The sequence below is a fragment of the Jeotgalicoccus sp. WY2 genome (assembly GCF_018437745.1).
Taxonomy (GTDB): Bacteria; Bacillota; Bacilli; order Staphylococcales; family Salinicoccaceae; genus Jeotgalicoccus; species Jeotgalicoccus psychrophilus.
In genome coordinates, this window is sequence record NZ_CP049818.1 from 552,444 (window position 1) to 569,982 (window position 17,539).

The window sequence follows — 17,539 nt, forward strand, 5'->3', positions numbered from 1 at the left end:
ACACCAATCTTTCATCGATTATTATGTTTTATGTGATCAAACACACTTTGTTTTACTATTTTATTCACCGCACCCATTGATATCCGGTTCGGTTTGTTGGAAGTAGGAATGACAGCAAGCGCATCATTGCCCTGAGTCAGTTCATCCGTGCCGCCGACTGTATTATTATCTGCATCGTAAAATGCGATTTTAGTCTGCAGCAGCTGTAACAGCTCGTAGCGGATACCGGAATCAGTAGTCGCATAATTTGCAATCACATGCATACCTAAAGGTTTACCTTGTTTTAAAATCTGTATCAGGGAGCGTACTGCTTCCGGATTTTTATTTTGCAGCAGTGCTGAAAGATCATCGATGATGATTACTAATGTCGCTTTTCTGGATTCAAATTTTACACGGCTGTTGTAGCTTTGAATATTTCTTACATGCGCTCTTCTGAACTGCACGCTGCGTTCATTTAATTCATGCATAAAAATTTTCAGAGCTTCCGGGTCGCCTGGAGACACTCTGCTGCTGAATGAATGCGGTATATCCAAGTAGTCATCATAATTGTCATTATCAGCTGCGATAGCGACTTTTAAGTCATTAGGATTATGGTTCATTAGAAGTGATAATAAAATATTATCAATCACATTTGTATCGTAATTAGGCTGATTGCCGTAAATTAAAACATGCCCTGCTTTTGACAGTTCATAACTGAATATTTTATCGTCAACTGTTTTCCCGATAACAAATTTATAATCACTTTTACGCAGTTTTAAACTGCTGGCTTCAAACAGCGTGCGGAATGTTATCGGACGCACATTTTCAAGCGGTACTTCGAGTCCTATATTAGACGTTCCGATAAGCGGGCTCATAATACGCAGTTCGCCGAGGCTGAGTTCTTCTTTCAAAGCGGCATTTAAACGCGGTATATTGCTGACTCTGAATGCACGATTCAGTTTCACTTCATAACGGCCGATTACGCCGTTTGAAGTATAGCTGATGACACGCCCTTCAACATTCAGTTTAGTAAATGCTGCATCAATTTTTTCTGACAGTGCCTTGTTCGGCTCTTTGTAATCAGCAGCCTGCGCATTGCCAAGCATACTTATACCCGGCTGTGTGGCATTCGGGCCGATTCTTTTGCCGGTCGATGCCTGCTGTTTTTCACGCAGTTTTTCCTGCTTTGTACCGAGCACACTCAGTGTATCATTCTTCTTTTCTCTAGCTGGTGATTTTTGCCTGACAAGTTCGCCATTTGCCTTCTCAGCATCTCTTTTTTTCTTCAATGCTGCAAGCTCTGCACGCTGCTGCTGTTCTTTCATTTTCTGTTTATCTTTGCGTCTTTCACGCTCCGTCCGTTCCCGGACAATTTTATCGACAATTACAGAATTATAATTTTTAAATTTTTCAAGATAAATTTCACGCTCATCCCGCTCTGTTCGTTCCGGCTTTTTCAAACCGTGAATAGAAGAAGGCACCTGGCGTGCTTTTGAAATAGTCATTCTTGTTGGACGTTTTACCGACGGCTTCGACGCCCTGTACTTCGTTTGCCGCTCAGGACGTCTGACATATTCAGGCTCTGAATATAATGGCGGACTTGATTTTGTACCGGCATCATCTGAAATGTCGATATCAAGAGGAAATTTAAATGCTTCTTTGCTCACGTCTTTATCGTGGCGTTCCTTATTAAATTTTCTATTTTGTCTTCTTGTCATTTAATCTCACCTTTATCCGACCGGGAATGGCTCGCCGACATTATAGCTGTCGTCTAAAACGTAAATACCTTTTACCCCGTCATCTTTTAAGTTAAGCTCTTTTTTAGAACAGATCATACCGTTTGAATCCACGCCGCGAAGCTGCGATGGTTTAATATATAATCCCTCAGGCATAATGGCGCCGACACGTGCGACGACTACTTTTTGTTCCGCATCGACATTCGGTGCACCGCAGACAATCTGCAGGACTTCAGTACCGACGTCAACTTTAGTCACGTTCAATTTATCAGCATCGGGGTGCGCTTCTTTTTCGATAACTTTACCGACGATAAATTTTGGAGTCAGATCGAATTCGAGTGTTTCAATGCCGTTCTTCTGAAGCAGTTCATTAATGCGCAGGACCATTGTTTCATAGTCGTCGATATTTGTATTTTCAAGTGCCAGATTGCTGTTTGCATTAAAGATGTTCAAGCCGATAACTTCATCGCCATCTTTAATCAGAGTAATATCACCATTATGCTCGTACGATACTTCCTCCGTCTTTCTTAATGTTACAAACAATACATCTCCAACGTTTTCATTGTATGTGAGTCTCACATTCTTCACTACTTTCTTCACTTTTTGTTTTTATTATTATAATTTCTCTGCTTGCCTAAAATAAATACCGGCTGCAGTTTAGTGCCGTCGTAAGAAAACGACAGCGATGTAATCGGTGTCAGTCCTTCTGCAAAGTACTGCATCATCATCTGCGCCATAACATCGTAACCGACATTATTTTTACAGTCCGCTATAATCAGCACATCCTGATGCGGTAAACCGACCAGCATTTCGCCTTCAGTTTTACCGAGCATTTCGTGCAGAAAGTCCGTATTTAAAATACGGGACGAGTCATAGCCGTCGTTATGATTAATAAAGTAAAAATCATTGTCCTGAACCGTCTGTTTTTTTATTTCCACCGGCAGGTTTTTTAAATTATTGGCTGCGAGCACTTTCATATCTTCTGCAGACATGCTGAGTGATTCGAGCAGTGCTTCGTCAATTAAACGGTAACTTTTATCAAAATCAATCGCATAGTAGATATTCGTTTCATTAGTGTGCGGTGTAATGATAAACGGGTCCCCTGCTTTAGATTTATCGGGGAAGCTTGTTGCACGGACAACAGGGTAAATTGTCGCTGTTTCCGCATCAATTTTCTCTTCTCCCATACGATTTATCGATTCATCGATATAATAAACAAGTTCATCTATAATTTTATCATCATTCTTCGCTTTATTCAGTGCTTTAGATAAAGCAATTGTAATTCCCTGCCCGTTATCTGTACGTTCAACGCGCAGTTCTTCATTTTCACGGTCGAATTTATGTGAAACATCATTTCTTTTTGCAGTGATTCCTTCAATAATCAAATCACGCATTTTATATATATTCATAATTTACCTCCTGTGTTATTTACCTAAGCTAATAATTTGGTCGCCCTGTTTAATAAAGCCGTAAAAGCTAAACAGCTTATAGAATATCAGAGTTACAATTAGAGGTAAAACGATATGAAATACTAAAATCAGCATAACAGTAGACATTGACAGCCCCATCGTTTCAATTGCCATAATCTGTCCGACGAAACCGCTCGTCCCCATACCGGCACCGGCTGCGTTGTTCTCCATAGGAAAAAATACAGTCATAATCGGTGCAATAATCGCACTTGCGATAACCGGCGGCACGATAACAAACGGATTTCTTAAAATATTCGGCACTTGCAGCATCGATGTGCCGACGCCGATTGAAATGACGCCTGATATACCGTTATCCTTGTAGCTCATCGCAGCAAGTCCCACCATATGGCAGCAGCAGCCGATAACCGCAGCTCCCGCGGCTACGCCGCTTAACTCGAGCATTAATGCGAGTGCCGCACTGGACAGCGGCGCTGTCAGCGTAATCCCGAAAACAACACACGAGAATACCCATCATAAACGGCCGCTGATCAGTTGCGAAGACGATTACATCTCCGAGTCCTGTCATTACACCGCCCACTGCTTCCCCAATTAAACCGGCAAGCAGCAGACCGATGATTAAAGTGAGCAACGGCGTCACGATAATATCCAGTTTCGTTCTCTTTTGATACAGTCTCGCGATTTCAATGACTATTAAACTCACGATAAAACTTGCAGCTGCCCCGCCTAAATCATAGGCATGCTGGCTGACAGCAAGCACAGAAAAAATAACGAGCGGGGGTGACTTCAAGCCGTATGCTATCGCAACACCGATCGCCGCACCGGTTAAACTCTGTGCTGTCTCACCAATCACCGACAAACTGCTTAAAAATGGTACATATGTTGCAATAGTATTAATAATCAGGCCGATAATTAAAGTACCGAACAAGCCGAGTGCCATAGAACTCATCGCTTCAATAAACCAGCGGTGCAGTAATTTTTTCATTGTCTACCCTCTTATTCTATCAACTGTTTCATTATTTACGTTTTTAATCAGCGACGTTAATAAATTATGCGCATGGAAATAATCTTCATAATTAATAATAGAGTTTGCTGTATGAATGTAGCGTGAACAGATACCAACTACAGCTGACGGCACGCCGTCGTTTGACACGTGAATGCTGCCTGCATCCGTGCCGCCCGGCGAATGATAGTACTGATATTTAACATCTGATGCTTTAGCAGTATCGAGCAGAAATTCGCGCATTTTCGGTGCGAGAATCATCGTACGGTCAAACAGGCGCAGCAATGTGCCCTCGCCTATTTTTCCGAGATCATCTTTTTTGCCCATCATGTCATTTGCTGGTGAACAGTCAACAACAAATGCAATGTCAGGCTTAATCATGTTGGCACTTGCTTTCGCTCCGCGCAAGCCAACTTCTTCCTGAACGTTCGCACCAATATACAGGTCGCAGTCGAGTTCAGTATCTTTAAGCGATTCCAGTGCTTCAATGGCAATCAGGCAGCCGTATCTGTTATCCCATGCTTTAGCGAGTAATTTCTTTTCATTTTTAAGCACCTGAAAATCAACTTTAGGCACGATTGAGTCTCCGAGGTTAATTCCCATTTCAAGCAGTTCCTCTTTTGAATCAGCACCAACGTCCAGCAGCATATCTTCAATTTTAGTATTCTTGTTTTCGCCTCTTCTGAAATGCACAGGCACACTCCCGATGACACCTGTAATTTCTTCATCAGCTGATGTACGTACTGAAAAACGCTGACTTAATAATACGTCAGTCGGCCAGCCGCCAAGCGGTGTAAATTTAATAAAGCCGTTGTCAGCAAGTTCTGTGACCATAAAACCGACTTCGTCCATATGTGCTGCAACAAGAACTTTCGGCGCGTTTTCATTTTTGCTCTTTTTAACTGCAAAAACCCCGCCGAGCCCGTCCTGAATTATTTCATCAGCATATTCCGACAGTTCAGCTTTCATATAGTCACGCACTTTATCTTCAAATCCCGGTGCCCCGTGCAGTTCTGTTAGAGTTTTCATTCTTTCCAATGTTTTTTTCGACAGTTCCATGAAAATACCCCTTTAAATTGTTATTTATCCAATATTTTATGTTAAACTACTTCATAAGGAGGATGTACATATGAAGCGTAATTTGATATATTTACATTGTTAGCTGTAACGGTTATTCCCCTGCTAGTATGGTTAGTACTGCACCGCAGAGTCGATACTAAAAAAGTTGTAGACAACTTGCATCTGCAGTTTGAAAACATCTCATTCATCTCGCTTGACTATCAGGCAGATGGCCAAAACCGTTTTGGTTTAAACACAAATACGGTAAGCGGAGTTCTGCATGTGGGCAATGATGAAAACACGGTGAAATATAACTTTTTAGCAGATCCTTATACAGCTGAAATCATGGAGATTACTGTTCAGTAATCCCCATGATTTTTTTATTTGCCTAAATGTTCAAATGTTTTTCTAATACGCTCGAGCCCATCCTCGATACGTGTTCTGCTTGATGCTACATTAAATCTGAAATGCTTATTTTCTGCATCCAGATACAGCTTGCCCGGTGATACGGCAATTCCGCCGACTTCTACAAGCGCCTTATGCACTGTATCAGCATCGAGACCTGATTTTTCAAAACTGATCCAGCCGAGATAAGTCGCTTTAGGCACATCAAATGATAAATATTCAGACAGGTGCTCATCGATATAAGAACTAATCAGCTGGAAGTTTCCTTCAACATGTTCGTTCAGCTGGTCAATCCATTCGCCGCATTCCGTATACGCTGCTTCAATCGCAGCAAGTGCTAAGCTTGAAGCAGTGTTGACATTATATCTGCTCCCCATTGCAGTGGTAATATCAGACGTTATGGTTCTGTCTTTTGTAATAAAGTAAGAGTGCGGAATACTCGCTAAGTTAAACGATTTTCCTAATCCTGTCGTTACAAGTACAAGATCGTTGTCCTCGATAATTGACGCCACAGATACAAAATCTTCTTTCGGTCTGACGAAATCCATATGAATTTCATCGCTGATTAAATATACATTATTGTCAGCACATATTTTTTTAATCTCCAAGAGTTCATCCTTGGTCCATACTTTCCCGGTTGGATTATGTGGACTGCAGTGAATATATAATGTTACATCTTCACGCTCACAGAGACTCGTGAACTCTTCAATATTTAAAAAGTGTTTTTTTCTCGGTATCGTAAACAAGCGGTGTCTCCACTATTTTACGGTCATTTCCTTTAATTAAATTCGGAAAAGAATTGTAGGAAGGTGTCGTTAAGATTACACCGTCTCCTTCGCTGGTCGTTTGTCTCATCACTTCGCCGACCGTATATAATACCGACGCTGCGTAGTGAATATCATCTTCATTTAAAGAAATATTAAAGCGTGTTTTCCACCAGTTTATAATTGGACCGTAAAAGCGCTCATTCTGCCACATTGTATAACCGAAAATCCCATTATCAAGACGTTTTTTAATCGCATCTCTAATCACTTCAGGCGTTTCTATATCCATGTCCGCAATCCAGAAAGGTTCAAGTCCTGTCGCTCCGAATAAAGCTTCGGTGCCGTCGTACTGAACACTGTATGTACCTTCTCTTGACGTCGTTTTGTTGAAATCGAACTGTGTCATTATATACCTCCACTCTAAATGTTCTGTATCCTTATATTTTAACATTCTTTAATGGATAATACACGAATAAGAAAAAGCACCTTTCGTTAGAAAGATGCTTGGATCCAGTATATTTTATGGCCGCGTTTAGAGAATTTCTCTTCATACTCTGTACGGATATTTTCTTCCGGTTCATCGTCATGGACATCGAGGTTAAGGTTATTAAATTTCATGCCGTATGCGTTCATCGACATTAGGCTGAATTCAAATAATCTTCTGTTATCCGTCTTAAATTCAACGATTGAATGTTCTTTTAACAGCTGTTTATAACTTGATAAAAAGTTGCTGTGTGTCAGTCTTCTTTTCGCATGGCGTGTTTTCGGCCATGGATCCGAGAAATTTAAATAAACTTTATCGATTTCATTCTCATTAAAGTATTCCATCAGTTTATTTGCGTCCAGCAGCAGCAGTCTCACGTTTGTCAGTCCAAGCTCTAATACTTTTTCCGTAACGCGGATCATGACGTTTTTATCGATTTCAATCCCGACATAATTAATATCGGGATTATTCTGTGCAAGCGTCGTGATAAACGTGCCCATTCCTGTACCTACTTCGATATGAATCGGCTGTACTGTACTGAAAAACTCTTTAATTTTTTTGCTGTACGTATTGTTGACATCAACAATATGGTCATTTGATTCCAAATAATCAATTGCCCACGGCTTATTGCGCATTCTCAAAAATATTCACTACTCTCAATTATTAAATAAGTCGGTCTTTGTCGATCACTCTCGATAAGAACAAAATCCATTCGTTCATCTCTGTAAAACGTTTACGGTCTTCGTACCATTGAATCATTGTAATCGCCTGAACGAATGTGTACCATTTCATGCGGGAACGTAAATCATTATCGAGTTCGACACCGTAATTTTGAAGCCAGCTGTCCCACTCACTGTGGTCGACGTACGGGTATAAAATCATGCCGAGGTCAATCGCCGGGTCTGCAATCATTGCACCTTCCCAGTCGACTAAAAACAGTTCGTCTGTGTCGGAAAGTAGCCAGTTATGATGGTTTACATCACCGTGGCATACTCTCAAATCTGCAGCGTCAATTTCAGGCACTGCGTTTTCGAGGTATTGGATGGCATTTCTAACGACGTGATGGGCGTTAACTTTCGGAGATAATGATGACTGTATTTTATTAAGTAAAATTTCCGGCAGCATCGGTTTCATACCGAGACGTTTTAACATCGTGAGGAGCGGTTCTGATGTGTGTATCTTACTCATCAGCGCTGCGACCCGCAGCCCTCCCATATCTTCACGTGTCAACTCCCGGCCATTTTTCCAATGCTGTGCTGTTACCACTTCGCCCGTCTCAATTCGTTTAGTCCAAACGAGTTTCGGGACGATGCCTTCTGCGGATAACGCCGCTAGGAAAGGGCTGGCATTTCTTTTAAGGAATAATTTGCGTCCGTCCTGCTCTGCTTTATAAGCTTCACCGGATGGACCTCCCAAAGGATCTAATTGCCAGCCGAGTTGATAGAAATGATCGAATTTTTTTTTTTCTCGTTTCATCGGTCAAATAAAAATTTGCGCTATAATATTAATTTGATAGCGCAAATTTAGTTCATGTTTAAAATTTTATCGGGTTTATTGTTTTATTTCAAGGACAAAAGATGGAATACTTTTGCCAACTGAATGTTAGTACTTATTAACTGTGATGTTGTTCAGATAAATTATTATACATTAAACAAAATGTTGTTTAAAGTTAACTGAATGATGCAATATATTATACGCTCATTTTTTTGCCGTGCTGCTTAATTCTAATGGCGGGCACCTGGCAAAGAAGCAAATGTTAGTATAACAGGTTTTCTGCTTTCTGGGAATAGAGGATTTCATTCTTTAGCACACTCTATACCCGCTTTTCTGCTCTTTGAAAATATCTGTTATTATTCTGTGACCTGCGGATAGCAGATATTCATTTAATGTGTAAATTGAAGTTTTAAACTTCAGATTTAACTACGCATGTATTATATAATGCTTCCAGATAAATCGCTGTTGCCAGCATCAGTTCATCAATATTAATCCGTTCATCTTTCTGATGCATCGTATCCGTCGTACCTTCGAACATTGCACCGAATGCAACGCCTGTTTCAAGCGTACGCGCATAAGTTCCGCCGCCGATAGTAAATGCTTCTCTGTCGTCATTTGTGTGTTTCTGATAGCTTTCCAGCAGCGTTAGCACAAGCGGGTCGTTTTTATCGACGTAATGAGGTTTCTGATCGCTGATATCTTCTATCGTAAAGCCTGTTTCTTTTATTATTTCTTCCAGGTCTTTAATTCCTTTATCGAAATCGAGACCAATTGGATATCTTAAGTTCACACCGAAAATACCGCCGTCAACCTCCGTATAATTTATCATTCCGGTATTAACACTGACGTTGCCCATCTCTTCGTGATGATGCGCCATGTTAAACTGTTCACCCGTTAAATTACCGGTAATATAACTTTGTGCAAAGCTGACAAACTGTCTGGCGTTTCTATCCAGCTCGATTTCTCTTAAGAATTTAAGCAGTTCCGTTCCAGCATTAACACCCTCTTCAGGTGTTGAACCGTGTGCACTTTTTCCTGACAGTTCAAGTTTTAAGAAACCGCCGTCGATTTCATATGTTCCTGTGTTTCCTGTTTTGCGGATAAACCCTTCATACGCCTGAATAATCGAACTCATCTGTGTAAGAACTTTTAATTTTGCTTCCGCAGATTCAGGTACCATGTTGTAGCGTTCACCGGCAATAAATGCTTTCAATTCAATATCGCTGTCCATATACTCATCGTCGAGATGAGACTGAACGATATTAAATGACGTAATCCCTTTTTCACCGTGAATAACTGGAAACTCAGCATCCGGAGAAAAACCGGCGTCGGGCATTTCTTCGCTCTTGAAATAAGCTTCTGTACACTGCCAGTCAGATTCCTCATCCGTACCGACAATCAGACGGACACGCTGATTAAACTTATATCCTTCGTTATGTAAAATCTTCAGTGCATAGTAGGCAGCCATTGTCGGCCCTTTATCATCCTGGACACCGCGTGCAATAATTTCATTATTAACGATTACAGGTTCAAACGGCTGAGACGTCCAGCCTTTACCTGCAGGAACAACGTCGACATGCCCAAGCACACCAAATAATTTTTCACCTGCGCCAAACTCAATATGACCGGCAAGATTATCGACAACTTTCGTCGGCAGACCCGCTTTCACACCGAGGTCAATCATATATTCGAGTGCTTGTTTCGGACCTTCGCCGACAGGTGCACCTTTAACCGCTTCCCCTTTTACACTGTCAATTGACAGCAATCCGATTAAATCATCAATTAAATCATCTTTATATTGGCTTACTAAATGTTTCGCATCCACTTAAATCAGCTCCAGCAATAGATTTTCTTCCATTATATACTTTTTAGTAAATTATTTCAGTTTGTGCGGGAAATAATCAGGCAGCAGGACAAAAAAGGAACCGCATCTGCGGTTCCTCAAAATAACTGCTTATTTTTTATTGTTCTGTTTGTTATCTGTAACTACATGCACATTATGATTTTCATCTTTAGCGCCTGCTTCATCTACTACATCAACGCTGTGCTCTTCTTCAAATTTTTCTACTTCACTCTCTGAAATGCCGCCTTCGTCTGCTAAAACAGATTCTCTTTGATCAATATCGTCGGTATTTTCTTTATCCGGCTTGGCATCTGCTTCAGGACCCTTTACTTCTTTTTTACTTTTTTAGCTTCTTTTTTTACATTGTTCTTGGTTTTTTCAGCTTCTTTTTTAGCTTCATCCACTTTTTCTTGACCTTTTTCTTTTAGTTCTGCTTTATAAGCTTCAGGGTCTTCTTTGGCTTTAGCGTACTCGTCTTTAGCTTTAGACTGAACTTCAGTCGCTTTGTTTTTTGCAACGTTTACTTGCTCATTAGCTTTAGTTTGAACTTCTTTTGCTTTTTCAGCTGCTTTGTTCTGAACGTTTTCTGCGTATGCTTTCGGATCTTCTTTAGCTTTAGAATATTCTTCCTGAGCTTTAGCTTGAACGTCCTGCGCTTTAGCAGTCGCTTTTTCTTGCACATTCTGTGCATAAGCTTTCGGATCTTCTTTAGCTTTTGCGTATTCTTCTTTTACAACATCTTTATTGTCTGCAAGTTTCTTTGCAGCATATGCAATACCAAGTACCGCACCGACTCTAAATACTAAATTAAATAATTTCCCCATTTTAATACACCTCGTATTATAAAATTGTTTTTCTTTGGACTTAATATAAATTATACCCTTAGCGGCGTATTATAAACTTAATTATTTAATTTTTTTATTTCCTCTTCAGTTAATCTGCGATATTCACCTTCAGCAAGTGCCCCATCGAGTTCAAGTGCAGCAAAGTTTGTGCGCTTCAGCTTTACCACTTCATTGCCGGTTGCTAAAAACATCCGCTTCACCTGATGAAATTTCCCTTCAGTAATCGATAACGATACTTCGTGCGGATTTAATAATTCAGCTTTTGCCGGTTTCGTCGTAAATTCTTTCAGTTCAATACCTGTTTCAAGCTGTGTAATATCCGCCTCGGTCACTTCGTCACGGAGTGTCACATGATACGTTTTGTAGTATTCGTTTTTAGGCGACAGCAGCTTATGGGCAAGTTTGCCGTCGTTCGTAATAAATAAAAGCCCTAAAGTATCTTTGTCCAGCCTGCCGACAGGGAACAGTTCTCCCTGCTGCGGGTGGGCAATTAAATCAATGACTGTTTCTGTCGGACCTTCTTCTGAAGAGATCACCCCATCCGGTTTATTCATCATAAAATACATAAATTCTTCCAGTATAATCGGCACGTCAATATATACGATATCATCTTCGTAGCCGACGTCTGTTTTAGGATTTTTGATGATAGTGCCGTTAACGTAAATCTCTCCTTTTTTTATCAGCTTATTCACTTCTTTGCGGCTGCCTAAATTGGCATTCGCAAGATATTTATCAAGTCTCATTATAAAAACTTCACTTTCCGGCGGATTTTCCCTGCACGCTCACCAAGTACTTCGTCTGCAAGTCCTGTTTTAAATGATATAAACAGATAGACTATAACCCCTGCCGGCACTGTTATTAATAATGTCAGCACAGAAGTTACTGTTGTCATTTCGTCGATGTTCATCATTAGTAAGTAGTACACCACTTCAACTGTTAAAAGCATCGCAAGTGCACAGACGATAATTTGGAATATCGGTGCAATGAATGCACGAAAACGGATCTTACCATGTTTTTTAATAATAATCAGGTTCATAATTACACCTGCACCCAGTGCAATTGCTGTCCCCATTACAGCACCGACTGTGTAGAAATTCATAATCAGCGGAATGTTCACTGCTGCTTTAATAATCAGCATAATGATAACCACGTAGAATGTTAAATTCTGTTTATCGATTCCCTGTACGATAGAACATGTTACAGAAAATAGTGAAATAATAATGCTGACCGGTGCATAAAACGTCAGTATCATAATGCCGATTTCGTTATAGCTGTAAAACGCTGTATAGATTGGTGCTGATAAAATCATCATCCCAAGACCTGCAGGAATAACAAAGAATAACAGCATCAGAATCATCGATTTCACCTGGCTGTGCACATTATCAAACAGTTTCTGCTGATAGTTTTTCGTAATGAACGGCAGAATCGTTATCGCAAATGCTGATGCGAATGCTGTCGGAATCATCACGAGTTTGTGTGTCGTCAGGTTGAGCATACCGAACCATGAGTCCTGCAGACTGCCCGGCACACCGGCAAGCGACAATGCGTTGTTATGAGTCATCTGATCGATGAATAACACGACCGGAATACTCATGCTGACAATAATAAACGGCAGGCCGTAACGGATAATTTCTTTATACATTTGGCTGTAAGACAAATCGATGCCGCTCGTATCCTGTTTGCGCTGTTCTGCCATAAACGGTTTACGTTTTCTCCAGAATATTGCGAGTGTCACAGTCGCACCAACCGCCCCTACGAAAGCCGCAAATACGGCAATCTCGTTCGCAGTTTTTATCGAACCGTCCATTACATTAATAACGATGAACGCACCCGATAAAAGTACTGCAATACGTAAAACCTGTTCAACAACTGACGAAACACTCGTAGGACCAAATGATTCGTGTCCCTGGAATATTCCTCTCCAAGTTGACATAAATGGTACGATAATGACTGCGAAACTGATGACGCGTATAATACTAGTAATATCTTCAGTACTCCAGCGGTGATCCCCGCTGCCGCTAGCGGCACTTTGTGCTTCGGCAATGACCGGTGCCATAAAATATAAGGCAAGAAACGCAATAACACCTGAGACCATCATGACAAGAAGACTTGATTTGTAAAGCTTCTGACTGGTTTCGTAAGCACCGAGTGCATTATACTTCGCAACGAATTTCGATACAGCCCCGGGTACGCCGGCAGCTGCAATCGACAGCATGATTGTATACGGTGTATATGCATACCCGTAGAGAGCTAGGTTTTCTTCTCCACCCATAATGCTGTAAAATGGAATTAAATAAAGCATTCCTAAAATCTGTGTTGTAAATGTAGCTGCGGTTAAAAGAAATGTACCGCGAAACATCTTTTTCTGATCCGACATATATTAACCCTTCTTATCTATAATAAACATACACATTATTATAATGGATTATAGAATACTTTAAAACTAAAAGGAGCAAACTCATGTACGATACGATAGTAATTGGCGGCGGTGTCAGCGGAATTATGGCTGCGACCGCGGCAAGTTTAAACAATAACAAGGTACTTTTAATAGAAAAAAACAAGAAACTCGGCAAGAAACTGCTGATTTCAGGCGGCGGACGATGCAATGTTACCAACCGTCTGCCCTATGAAGAAATTATTAAACACATACCGGGCAACGGTAAATTTTTATACGGTCCGTTTTCGGTTTTCGATAATGAATCGATTATTAATTTTGTCGAATCCAACGGCGTTAAATTAAAAGAAGAAGACCACGGCCGGATGTTCCCTGTCTCGAACAAAGCAAAAGACGTGCTGAATGTATTTCTGGAACAGCTTGAACAAAATAAAGTGGACATCCATTTTGAAACTGAAGTCGCAGAAATTTTAACCGAAGACGATAAAACCACCGGCGTAAAAACGACAACAGGTACTACTTACAATTCCAGAAATGTCATTATTACGACCGGCGGCAAGAGTGTGCCGCAGACAGGCTCTACCGGCGACGGCCATAAATTTGCGAAATCACTTGGCCATACAGTTACAGATTTATTCCCGACTGAAGTACCGATTACATCCAATCAGCGATTCTTTACAGACGGTTCCTTAAAAGGCATCAGCCTGGACGACGTTGCTTTATCTGTCTTAAAGAAAAACGGCAAACCGCGTATTACACATCAGATGGATATGATTTTTACGCACTTTGGTGTCAGCGGCCCGGCGGCGCTGCGCTGCAGCCAGTTCGTTTATAAAGAACAGCAGGCACAGAAAAAATAATATTAAAATGCAGCTCGACTTTTTTCCGCAGTACACGATGGGCGAAATGCAGGAATATATAAATAAGACTATTAAAGACAACGTCGATAAAAGTCTTAAAAACATTCTAAAAAATATTCATCAGGAACGCCTGATTACATTCGTGCTCGAGTATTTAAAAATCGACGGCAGCACCAGCGGCCACCACGTATCAAATCAGCAGAAACAAGCACTTGTTGAATTTTTCAAACGCTTCACTTTCAACGTCAACGGCACTCAGTCAATTGAAAAAGCATTCGTTACCGGCGGCGGCGTGAACTTAAAAGAAATTAACCCTTCTAAGATGTCGAGCAAACTGATCGAAGGACTCCACTTCGCAGGCGAAGTTCTCGATATTCACGGCTACACCGGCGGATACAATATAACAAGTGCCCTCGTGACCGGTTACGTAGCAGGATATCATTGTTCAAACGGGTAAAACTCTTTTAATTAATGGGTATATCGTCGTGGTTCATCCCCCGGTTCACAACACGAAGCGCCGTGTGAACCGGGAGCCTTGGATTCACAACAGGGAAACGCCGTTGTTAACCGGGAGCACTCGATGCGCAAAATCCGGCTTATATCCGGCTTATAATTGAAACTCGGATAATTTTTTATAAAAATACACCGCTCCCTGACTAAATTCAGTCCGGAGCGGTGTTTTAATTAATTAGCTACAATATTAACTAATTTCTGAGGAACAACGATAACTTTACGTACCGTTTTACCTTCTAATTCTGCTTTAATTTTTTCATCAGCCAGTGCAATTTCTTCTGTTTCATCTTTTGACAGATCTCTTGCAATTTCTAATTTATTTTTAACTTTCCCGTTCACCTGCAGTACGATTTCAACTGTATCTTCTACCAGTTTTGTTTCATCGTATGATGGCCATTCTTCATATGCAAGTGTATCGTTATTGCCAAGTTTATCCCACAGCTCTTCTGCGATATGCGGTGCGACAGGCGACAGCAGTTTCACAAAGTTTTCAATGTAAGTTTTGTTTACTTCTTGTGCCTTATAAGATTCATTAACGAATACCATCAGCTGTGAGATTCCTGTGTTGAATAACAGCGACTCGAAGTCTTCCGTTACTTTCTTCACAGTTTCGTTATACACTTTATCGAGTTCCGGTGTTTCTTTGTCAACGATTTTCGCTGCAGTTTCACCAGTTTCTTCATTAATAACAAGTCTCCATACGCGGTCAAGGAATCTTCTCGCCCCGTCGAGTCCGTTTTCATTCCAGGCAATTGATGCATCAAGCGGTCCCATAAACATTTCATACAGTCTTAAAGTATCAGCACCGTGTGAATAAACGATATCGTCAGGGTTTACAACGTTCCCTTTTGATTTACTCATCTTCTCGTTACCTTCACCGAGAATCATTCCTTGATTATACAGCTTTTGGAATGGTTCTTTCGTCGGAACAACACCCAGGTCGTACAGGAACTTGTGCCAGAATCTTGCGTAAAGAAGGTGAAGCACCGCGTGCTCTGCGCCGCCGATATATAAATCTACAGGCAGCCAGTGTTTCAGTTTTTCAGGATCAGCAAGCTGTTCCGTGTTGTCCGGGTCGATAAAGCGCAGGAAGTACCAGCTGCTGCCGGCCCACTGCGGCATTGTATTCGTTTCACGGCGGCCTTTAACGCCGTCTTCTCTGACAACATTAATCCACTCAGTATTGTTTGCAAGCGGTGACTCGCCTGTACCTGACGGTTTAATTTCTGTCATTACAGGAAGTTCTAACGGCAGTTCTTCTTCAGGAACTGTTGTCATCGTGCCGTCTTCCCAATGAATTACAGGAATCGGCTCGCCCCAGTAACGCTGACGGCTGAATAACCAGTCTCTCAATCTGTATGTGATTTTCGCTTCTCCGGCATTCTTCGCTTCAAGCAGTTCAATTGCTTTAGCAATACCGTCAGCAAGTCCTAAACCATCAAGCTCGCCTGAGTTAATGTGTGCACCTTCGCCGGTAAATGCTGCTTCTTCCACATTACCGCCTTCAAGTACAGGTAAAATCTTAAGGTCAAACTGTTTAGCAAATTCATAGTCACGCTCATCGTGTGCCGGAACAGCCATAATTGCACCTGTACCATATGAAGCGAGAACGTAGTCCGCAATCCAGATTGGCAGTTTTTCACCGCTTAAAGGATTAATTGCGTAACTTCCTGTAAATACTCCTGTTTTCTCTTTGGCAAGATCAGTACGCTCAAGCTCGCTCTTATGCGCCGCTTTTTCCTGATAAGCTTTAATCGCTTCACGCTGATTGTCAGACGTAATTTTATCGATTAATTTATGTTCAGGAGAAAGCACTGCATATGTCGCACCGTAAATCGTATCCGGACGTGTTGTAAATGCAGAGAATGATTCATCGAAACCATCGATGTCAAAAGTGACATTAGCCCCTTCTGATTTACCGATCCAGTTGCGCTGCATATCTTTTAACGATTCAGGCCAGTCAAGATCATCCAGATCTTCTAACAGACGGTCCGCATATTCAGTAATACGAAGAATCCACTGTCTCATCGGTTTACGTACTACCGGATGTCCGCCGCGTTCACTTTTACCGTCGATTACTTCTTCATTTGCAAGTACTGTTCCAAGCGCTTCACACCAGTTCACAGGTACTTCGTCAACGTAAGCAAGTCCTTTATTATAAAGCTGGATAAAATCCACTGTGTCCATTTGTAGTATTCAGGATCCGTCGTATTCAGTTCTCTGTCCCAGTCGTAGCTGAAACCGAGTTCTTTAATCTGACGTCGGAATGTATCGATATTTTTCTCGTTAAATGCATGAATATCATTTCCCGTATCAATCGCATACTGTTCAGCAGGCAGACCAAATGCATCCCAGCCCATCGGGTGAAGCACATTGTAGCCCTGCATACGTTTCATGCGGCTGACGATATCTGTCGCCGTATAACCTTCAGGATGACCGACGTGCAGTCCTGCTCCTGATGGGTAAGGGAACATATCGAGTGCATAGAATTTCTCTTTGCCGATCTCATCTTCTGTTTTAAATGTTTTGTTGTTTTCCCAGTGCTGCTGCCATTTCTTTTCGATGTCTCTGTGTTTAAACGTCATTGGTTTTCCTCATTAAATAAAAAAATCCCATATCTAAAAAATATGGGACGATCTATACGACCGCGGTACCACCCGCATTCACATTTATGCAACTTTAAATAGTATGAAATTAACACAGACAAGTTCACTTAACGTTAATACCGGTTC

General features: G+C 41.2%; 14 protein-coding genes and 3 pseudogenes. 2 read left to right on the top strand and 15 right to left on the bottom strand.

Annotated elements, in window-relative coordinates:
* Positions 1–11: 11 nt before the first annotated feature.
* The 5 genes and pseudogenes from G4D76_RS03115 to G4D76_RS03135 form a co-directional block, all read right to left on the bottom strand.
* The gene (locus G4D76_RS03115; protein WP_213810514.1) at positions 12–1,697 is read right to left on the bottom strand and encodes a DNA translocase FtsK; all 1,686 of its coding nucleotides are present in this window, start codon (positions 1,695–1,697) and stop codon (positions 12–14) included.
* A 12-nt stretch (positions 1,698–1,709) separates the two neighbouring features.
* Complete coding sequence (gene ytpR, locus G4D76_RS03120) at positions 1,710–2,294, bottom strand: YtpR family tRNA-binding protein (RefSeq protein ID WP_026859644.1); 585 nt, start codon at positions 2,292–2,294, stop codon at positions 1,710–1,712.
* Positions 2,295–2,311: 17 nt separating this feature from the next.
* Positions 2,312–3,124, bottom strand: coding sequence for a DUF1444 family protein (locus G4D76_RS03125; RefSeq protein ID WP_213810515.1), 813 nt, complete (start codon positions 3,122–3,124; stop codon positions 2,312–2,314).
* 15 nt (positions 3,125–3,139) lie between these two features.
* Positions 3,140–4,127, bottom strand: a pseudogene (locus G4D76_RS03130) (PTS transporter subunit IIC).
* A 3-nt stretch (positions 4,128–4,130) separates the two neighbouring features.
* Complete coding sequence (locus tag G4D76_RS03135; RefSeq protein WP_026859642.1) at positions 4,131–5,204, bottom strand: M42 family metallopeptidase; 1,074 nt, start codon at positions 5,202–5,204, stop codon at positions 4,131–4,133.
* A gap of 96 nt (positions 5,205–5,300) precedes the next feature.
* Here G4D76_RS03135 and G4D76_RS03140 point away from each other — a divergent pair, with 96 nt between their 5' ends.
* A complete protein-coding gene (locus G4D76_RS03140) occupies positions 5,301–5,570 on the top strand; it encodes a hypothetical protein (protein ID WP_213810516.1) in 270 nt (89 codons plus the stop codon).
* Between the two features lie 14 nt (positions 5,571–5,584).
* Here G4D76_RS03140 and G4D76_RS14440 read toward each other — a convergent pair whose 3' ends face one another.
* From G4D76_RS14440 to G4D76_RS03175, 8 genes are all read right to left on the bottom strand, one after another.
* Entirely contained in the window at positions 5,585–6,355 is a 771-nt protein-coding gene (locus G4D76_RS14440; protein WP_250130151.1) for an aminotransferase class I/II-fold pyridoxal phosphate-dependent enzyme, read from the bottom strand.
* Positions 6,315–6,779, bottom strand: a complete 465-nt coding sequence (locus tag G4D76_RS14445) for a beta C-S lyase family protein (RefSeq protein WP_250130152.1) — start codon at positions 6,777–6,779, stop codon at positions 6,315–6,317. Before G4D76_RS14445 ends, G4D76_RS14440 begins: the two co-directional genes overlap by 41 nt.
* Positions 6,780–6,865: 86 nt before the next feature.
* Positions 6,866–7,498 (bottom strand): tRNA (guanosine(46)-N7)-methyltransferase TrmB, encoded by a 633-nt coding sequence (gene trmB / locus G4D76_RS03150; RefSeq protein ID WP_213810517.1) that lies wholly within the window; start codon positions 7,496–7,498, stop codon positions 6,866–6,868.
* A gap of 22 nt (positions 7,499–7,520) precedes the next feature.
* Positions 7,521–8,333, bottom strand: a complete 813-nt coding sequence (locus tag G4D76_RS03155) for a phosphotransferase family protein (RefSeq protein WP_213810518.1) — start codon at positions 8,331–8,333, stop codon at positions 7,521–7,523.
* 427 nt (positions 8,334–8,760) lie between these two features.
* The gene (pepV, locus tag G4D76_RS03160) at positions 8,761–10,176 is read right to left on the bottom strand and encodes a dipeptidase PepV (RefSeq protein WP_213810519.1); all 1,416 of its coding nucleotides are present in this window, start codon (positions 10,174–10,176) and stop codon (positions 8,761–8,763) included.
* A 344-nt stretch (positions 10,177–10,520) separates the two neighbouring features.
* A complete protein-coding gene (locus G4D76_RS03165) occupies positions 10,521–11,018 on the bottom strand; it encodes a hypothetical protein (protein WP_213810520.1) in 498 nt (165 codons plus the stop codon).
* Positions 11,019–11,095: 77 nt separating this feature from the next.
* On the bottom strand, positions 11,096–11,782 hold the full coding sequence (locus G4D76_RS03170) for a pseudouridine synthase (RefSeq protein ID WP_213810521.1): 687 nt from the start codon (positions 11,780–11,782) through the stop codon (positions 11,096–11,098).
* Positions 11,782–13,416, bottom strand: a complete 1,635-nt coding sequence (locus G4D76_RS03175; protein ID WP_213810522.1) for a putative polysaccharide biosynthesis protein — start codon at positions 13,414–13,416, stop codon at positions 11,782–11,784. Before G4D76_RS03175 ends, G4D76_RS03170 begins: the two co-directional genes overlap by 1 nt.
* A gap of 83 nt (positions 13,417–13,499) precedes the next feature.
* Here G4D76_RS03175 and G4D76_RS03180 point away from each other — a divergent pair.
* Positions 13,500–14,751 (top strand): annotated as a pseudogene (locus tag G4D76_RS03180) (NAD(P)/FAD-dependent oxidoreductase).
* A gap of 227 nt (positions 14,752–14,978) precedes the next feature.
* On the opposite strand, the gene G4D76_RS16565 reads toward G4D76_RS03180, so the two are convergent.
* Complete coding sequence (locus G4D76_RS16565) at positions 14,979–15,668, bottom strand: class I tRNA ligase family protein (protein ID WP_371814648.1); 690 nt, start codon at positions 15,666–15,668, stop codon at positions 14,979–14,981.
* Positions 15,648–17,392, bottom strand: a pseudogene (leuS, locus tag G4D76_RS03185) (leucine--tRNA ligase); the annotation flags it as partial. The gene G4D76_RS16565 and the pseudogene leuS, both read right to left, overlap by 21 nt.
* Positions 17,393–17,539 lie beyond the last annotated feature (147 nt).

What these genes read in the sequence shown, in the direction of transcription:
- G4D76_RS03115 (WP_213810514.1), bottom strand. Translation starts at nt 1,697, where the DNA reads ATGACAAGAAGACAAAATAGAAAATTTAATAAGGAACGCCACGATAAA.
- G4D76_RS03125 (WP_213810515.1), bottom strand. Translation starts at nt 3,124, where the DNA reads ATGAATATATATAAAATGCGTGATTTGATTATTGAAGGAATCACTGCA.
- G4D76_RS03135 (WP_026859642.1), bottom strand. Translation starts at nt 5,204, where the DNA reads ATGGAACTGTCGAAAAAAACATTGGAAAGAATGAAAACTCTAACAGAA.
- G4D76_RS14445 (WP_250130152.1), bottom strand. Translation starts at nt 6,779, where the DNA reads ATGACACAGTTCGATTTCAACAAAACGACGTCAAGAGAAGGTACATAC.
- G4D76_RS03155 (WP_213810518.1), bottom strand. Translation starts at nt 8,333, where the DNA reads ATGAAACGAGAAAAAAAAAAATTCGATCATTTCTATCAACTCGGCTGG.
- G4D76_RS03165 (WP_213810520.1), bottom strand. Translation starts at nt 11,018, where the DNA reads ATGGGGAAATTATTTAATTTAGTATTTAGAGTCGGTGCGGTACTTGGT.
- G4D76_RS03170 (WP_213810521.1), bottom strand. Translation starts at nt 11,782, where the DNA reads ATGAGACTTGATAAATATCTTGCGAATGCCAATTTAGGCAGCCGCAAA.
- G4D76_RS03175 (WP_213810522.1), bottom strand. Translation starts at nt 13,416, where the DNA reads ATGTCGGATCAGAAAAAGATGTTTCGCGGTACATTTCTTTTAACCGCA.
- G4D76_RS16565 (WP_371814648.1), bottom strand. Translation starts at nt 15,668, where the DNA reads ATGAGTAAATCAAAAGGGAACGTTGTAAACCCTGACGATATCGTTTAT.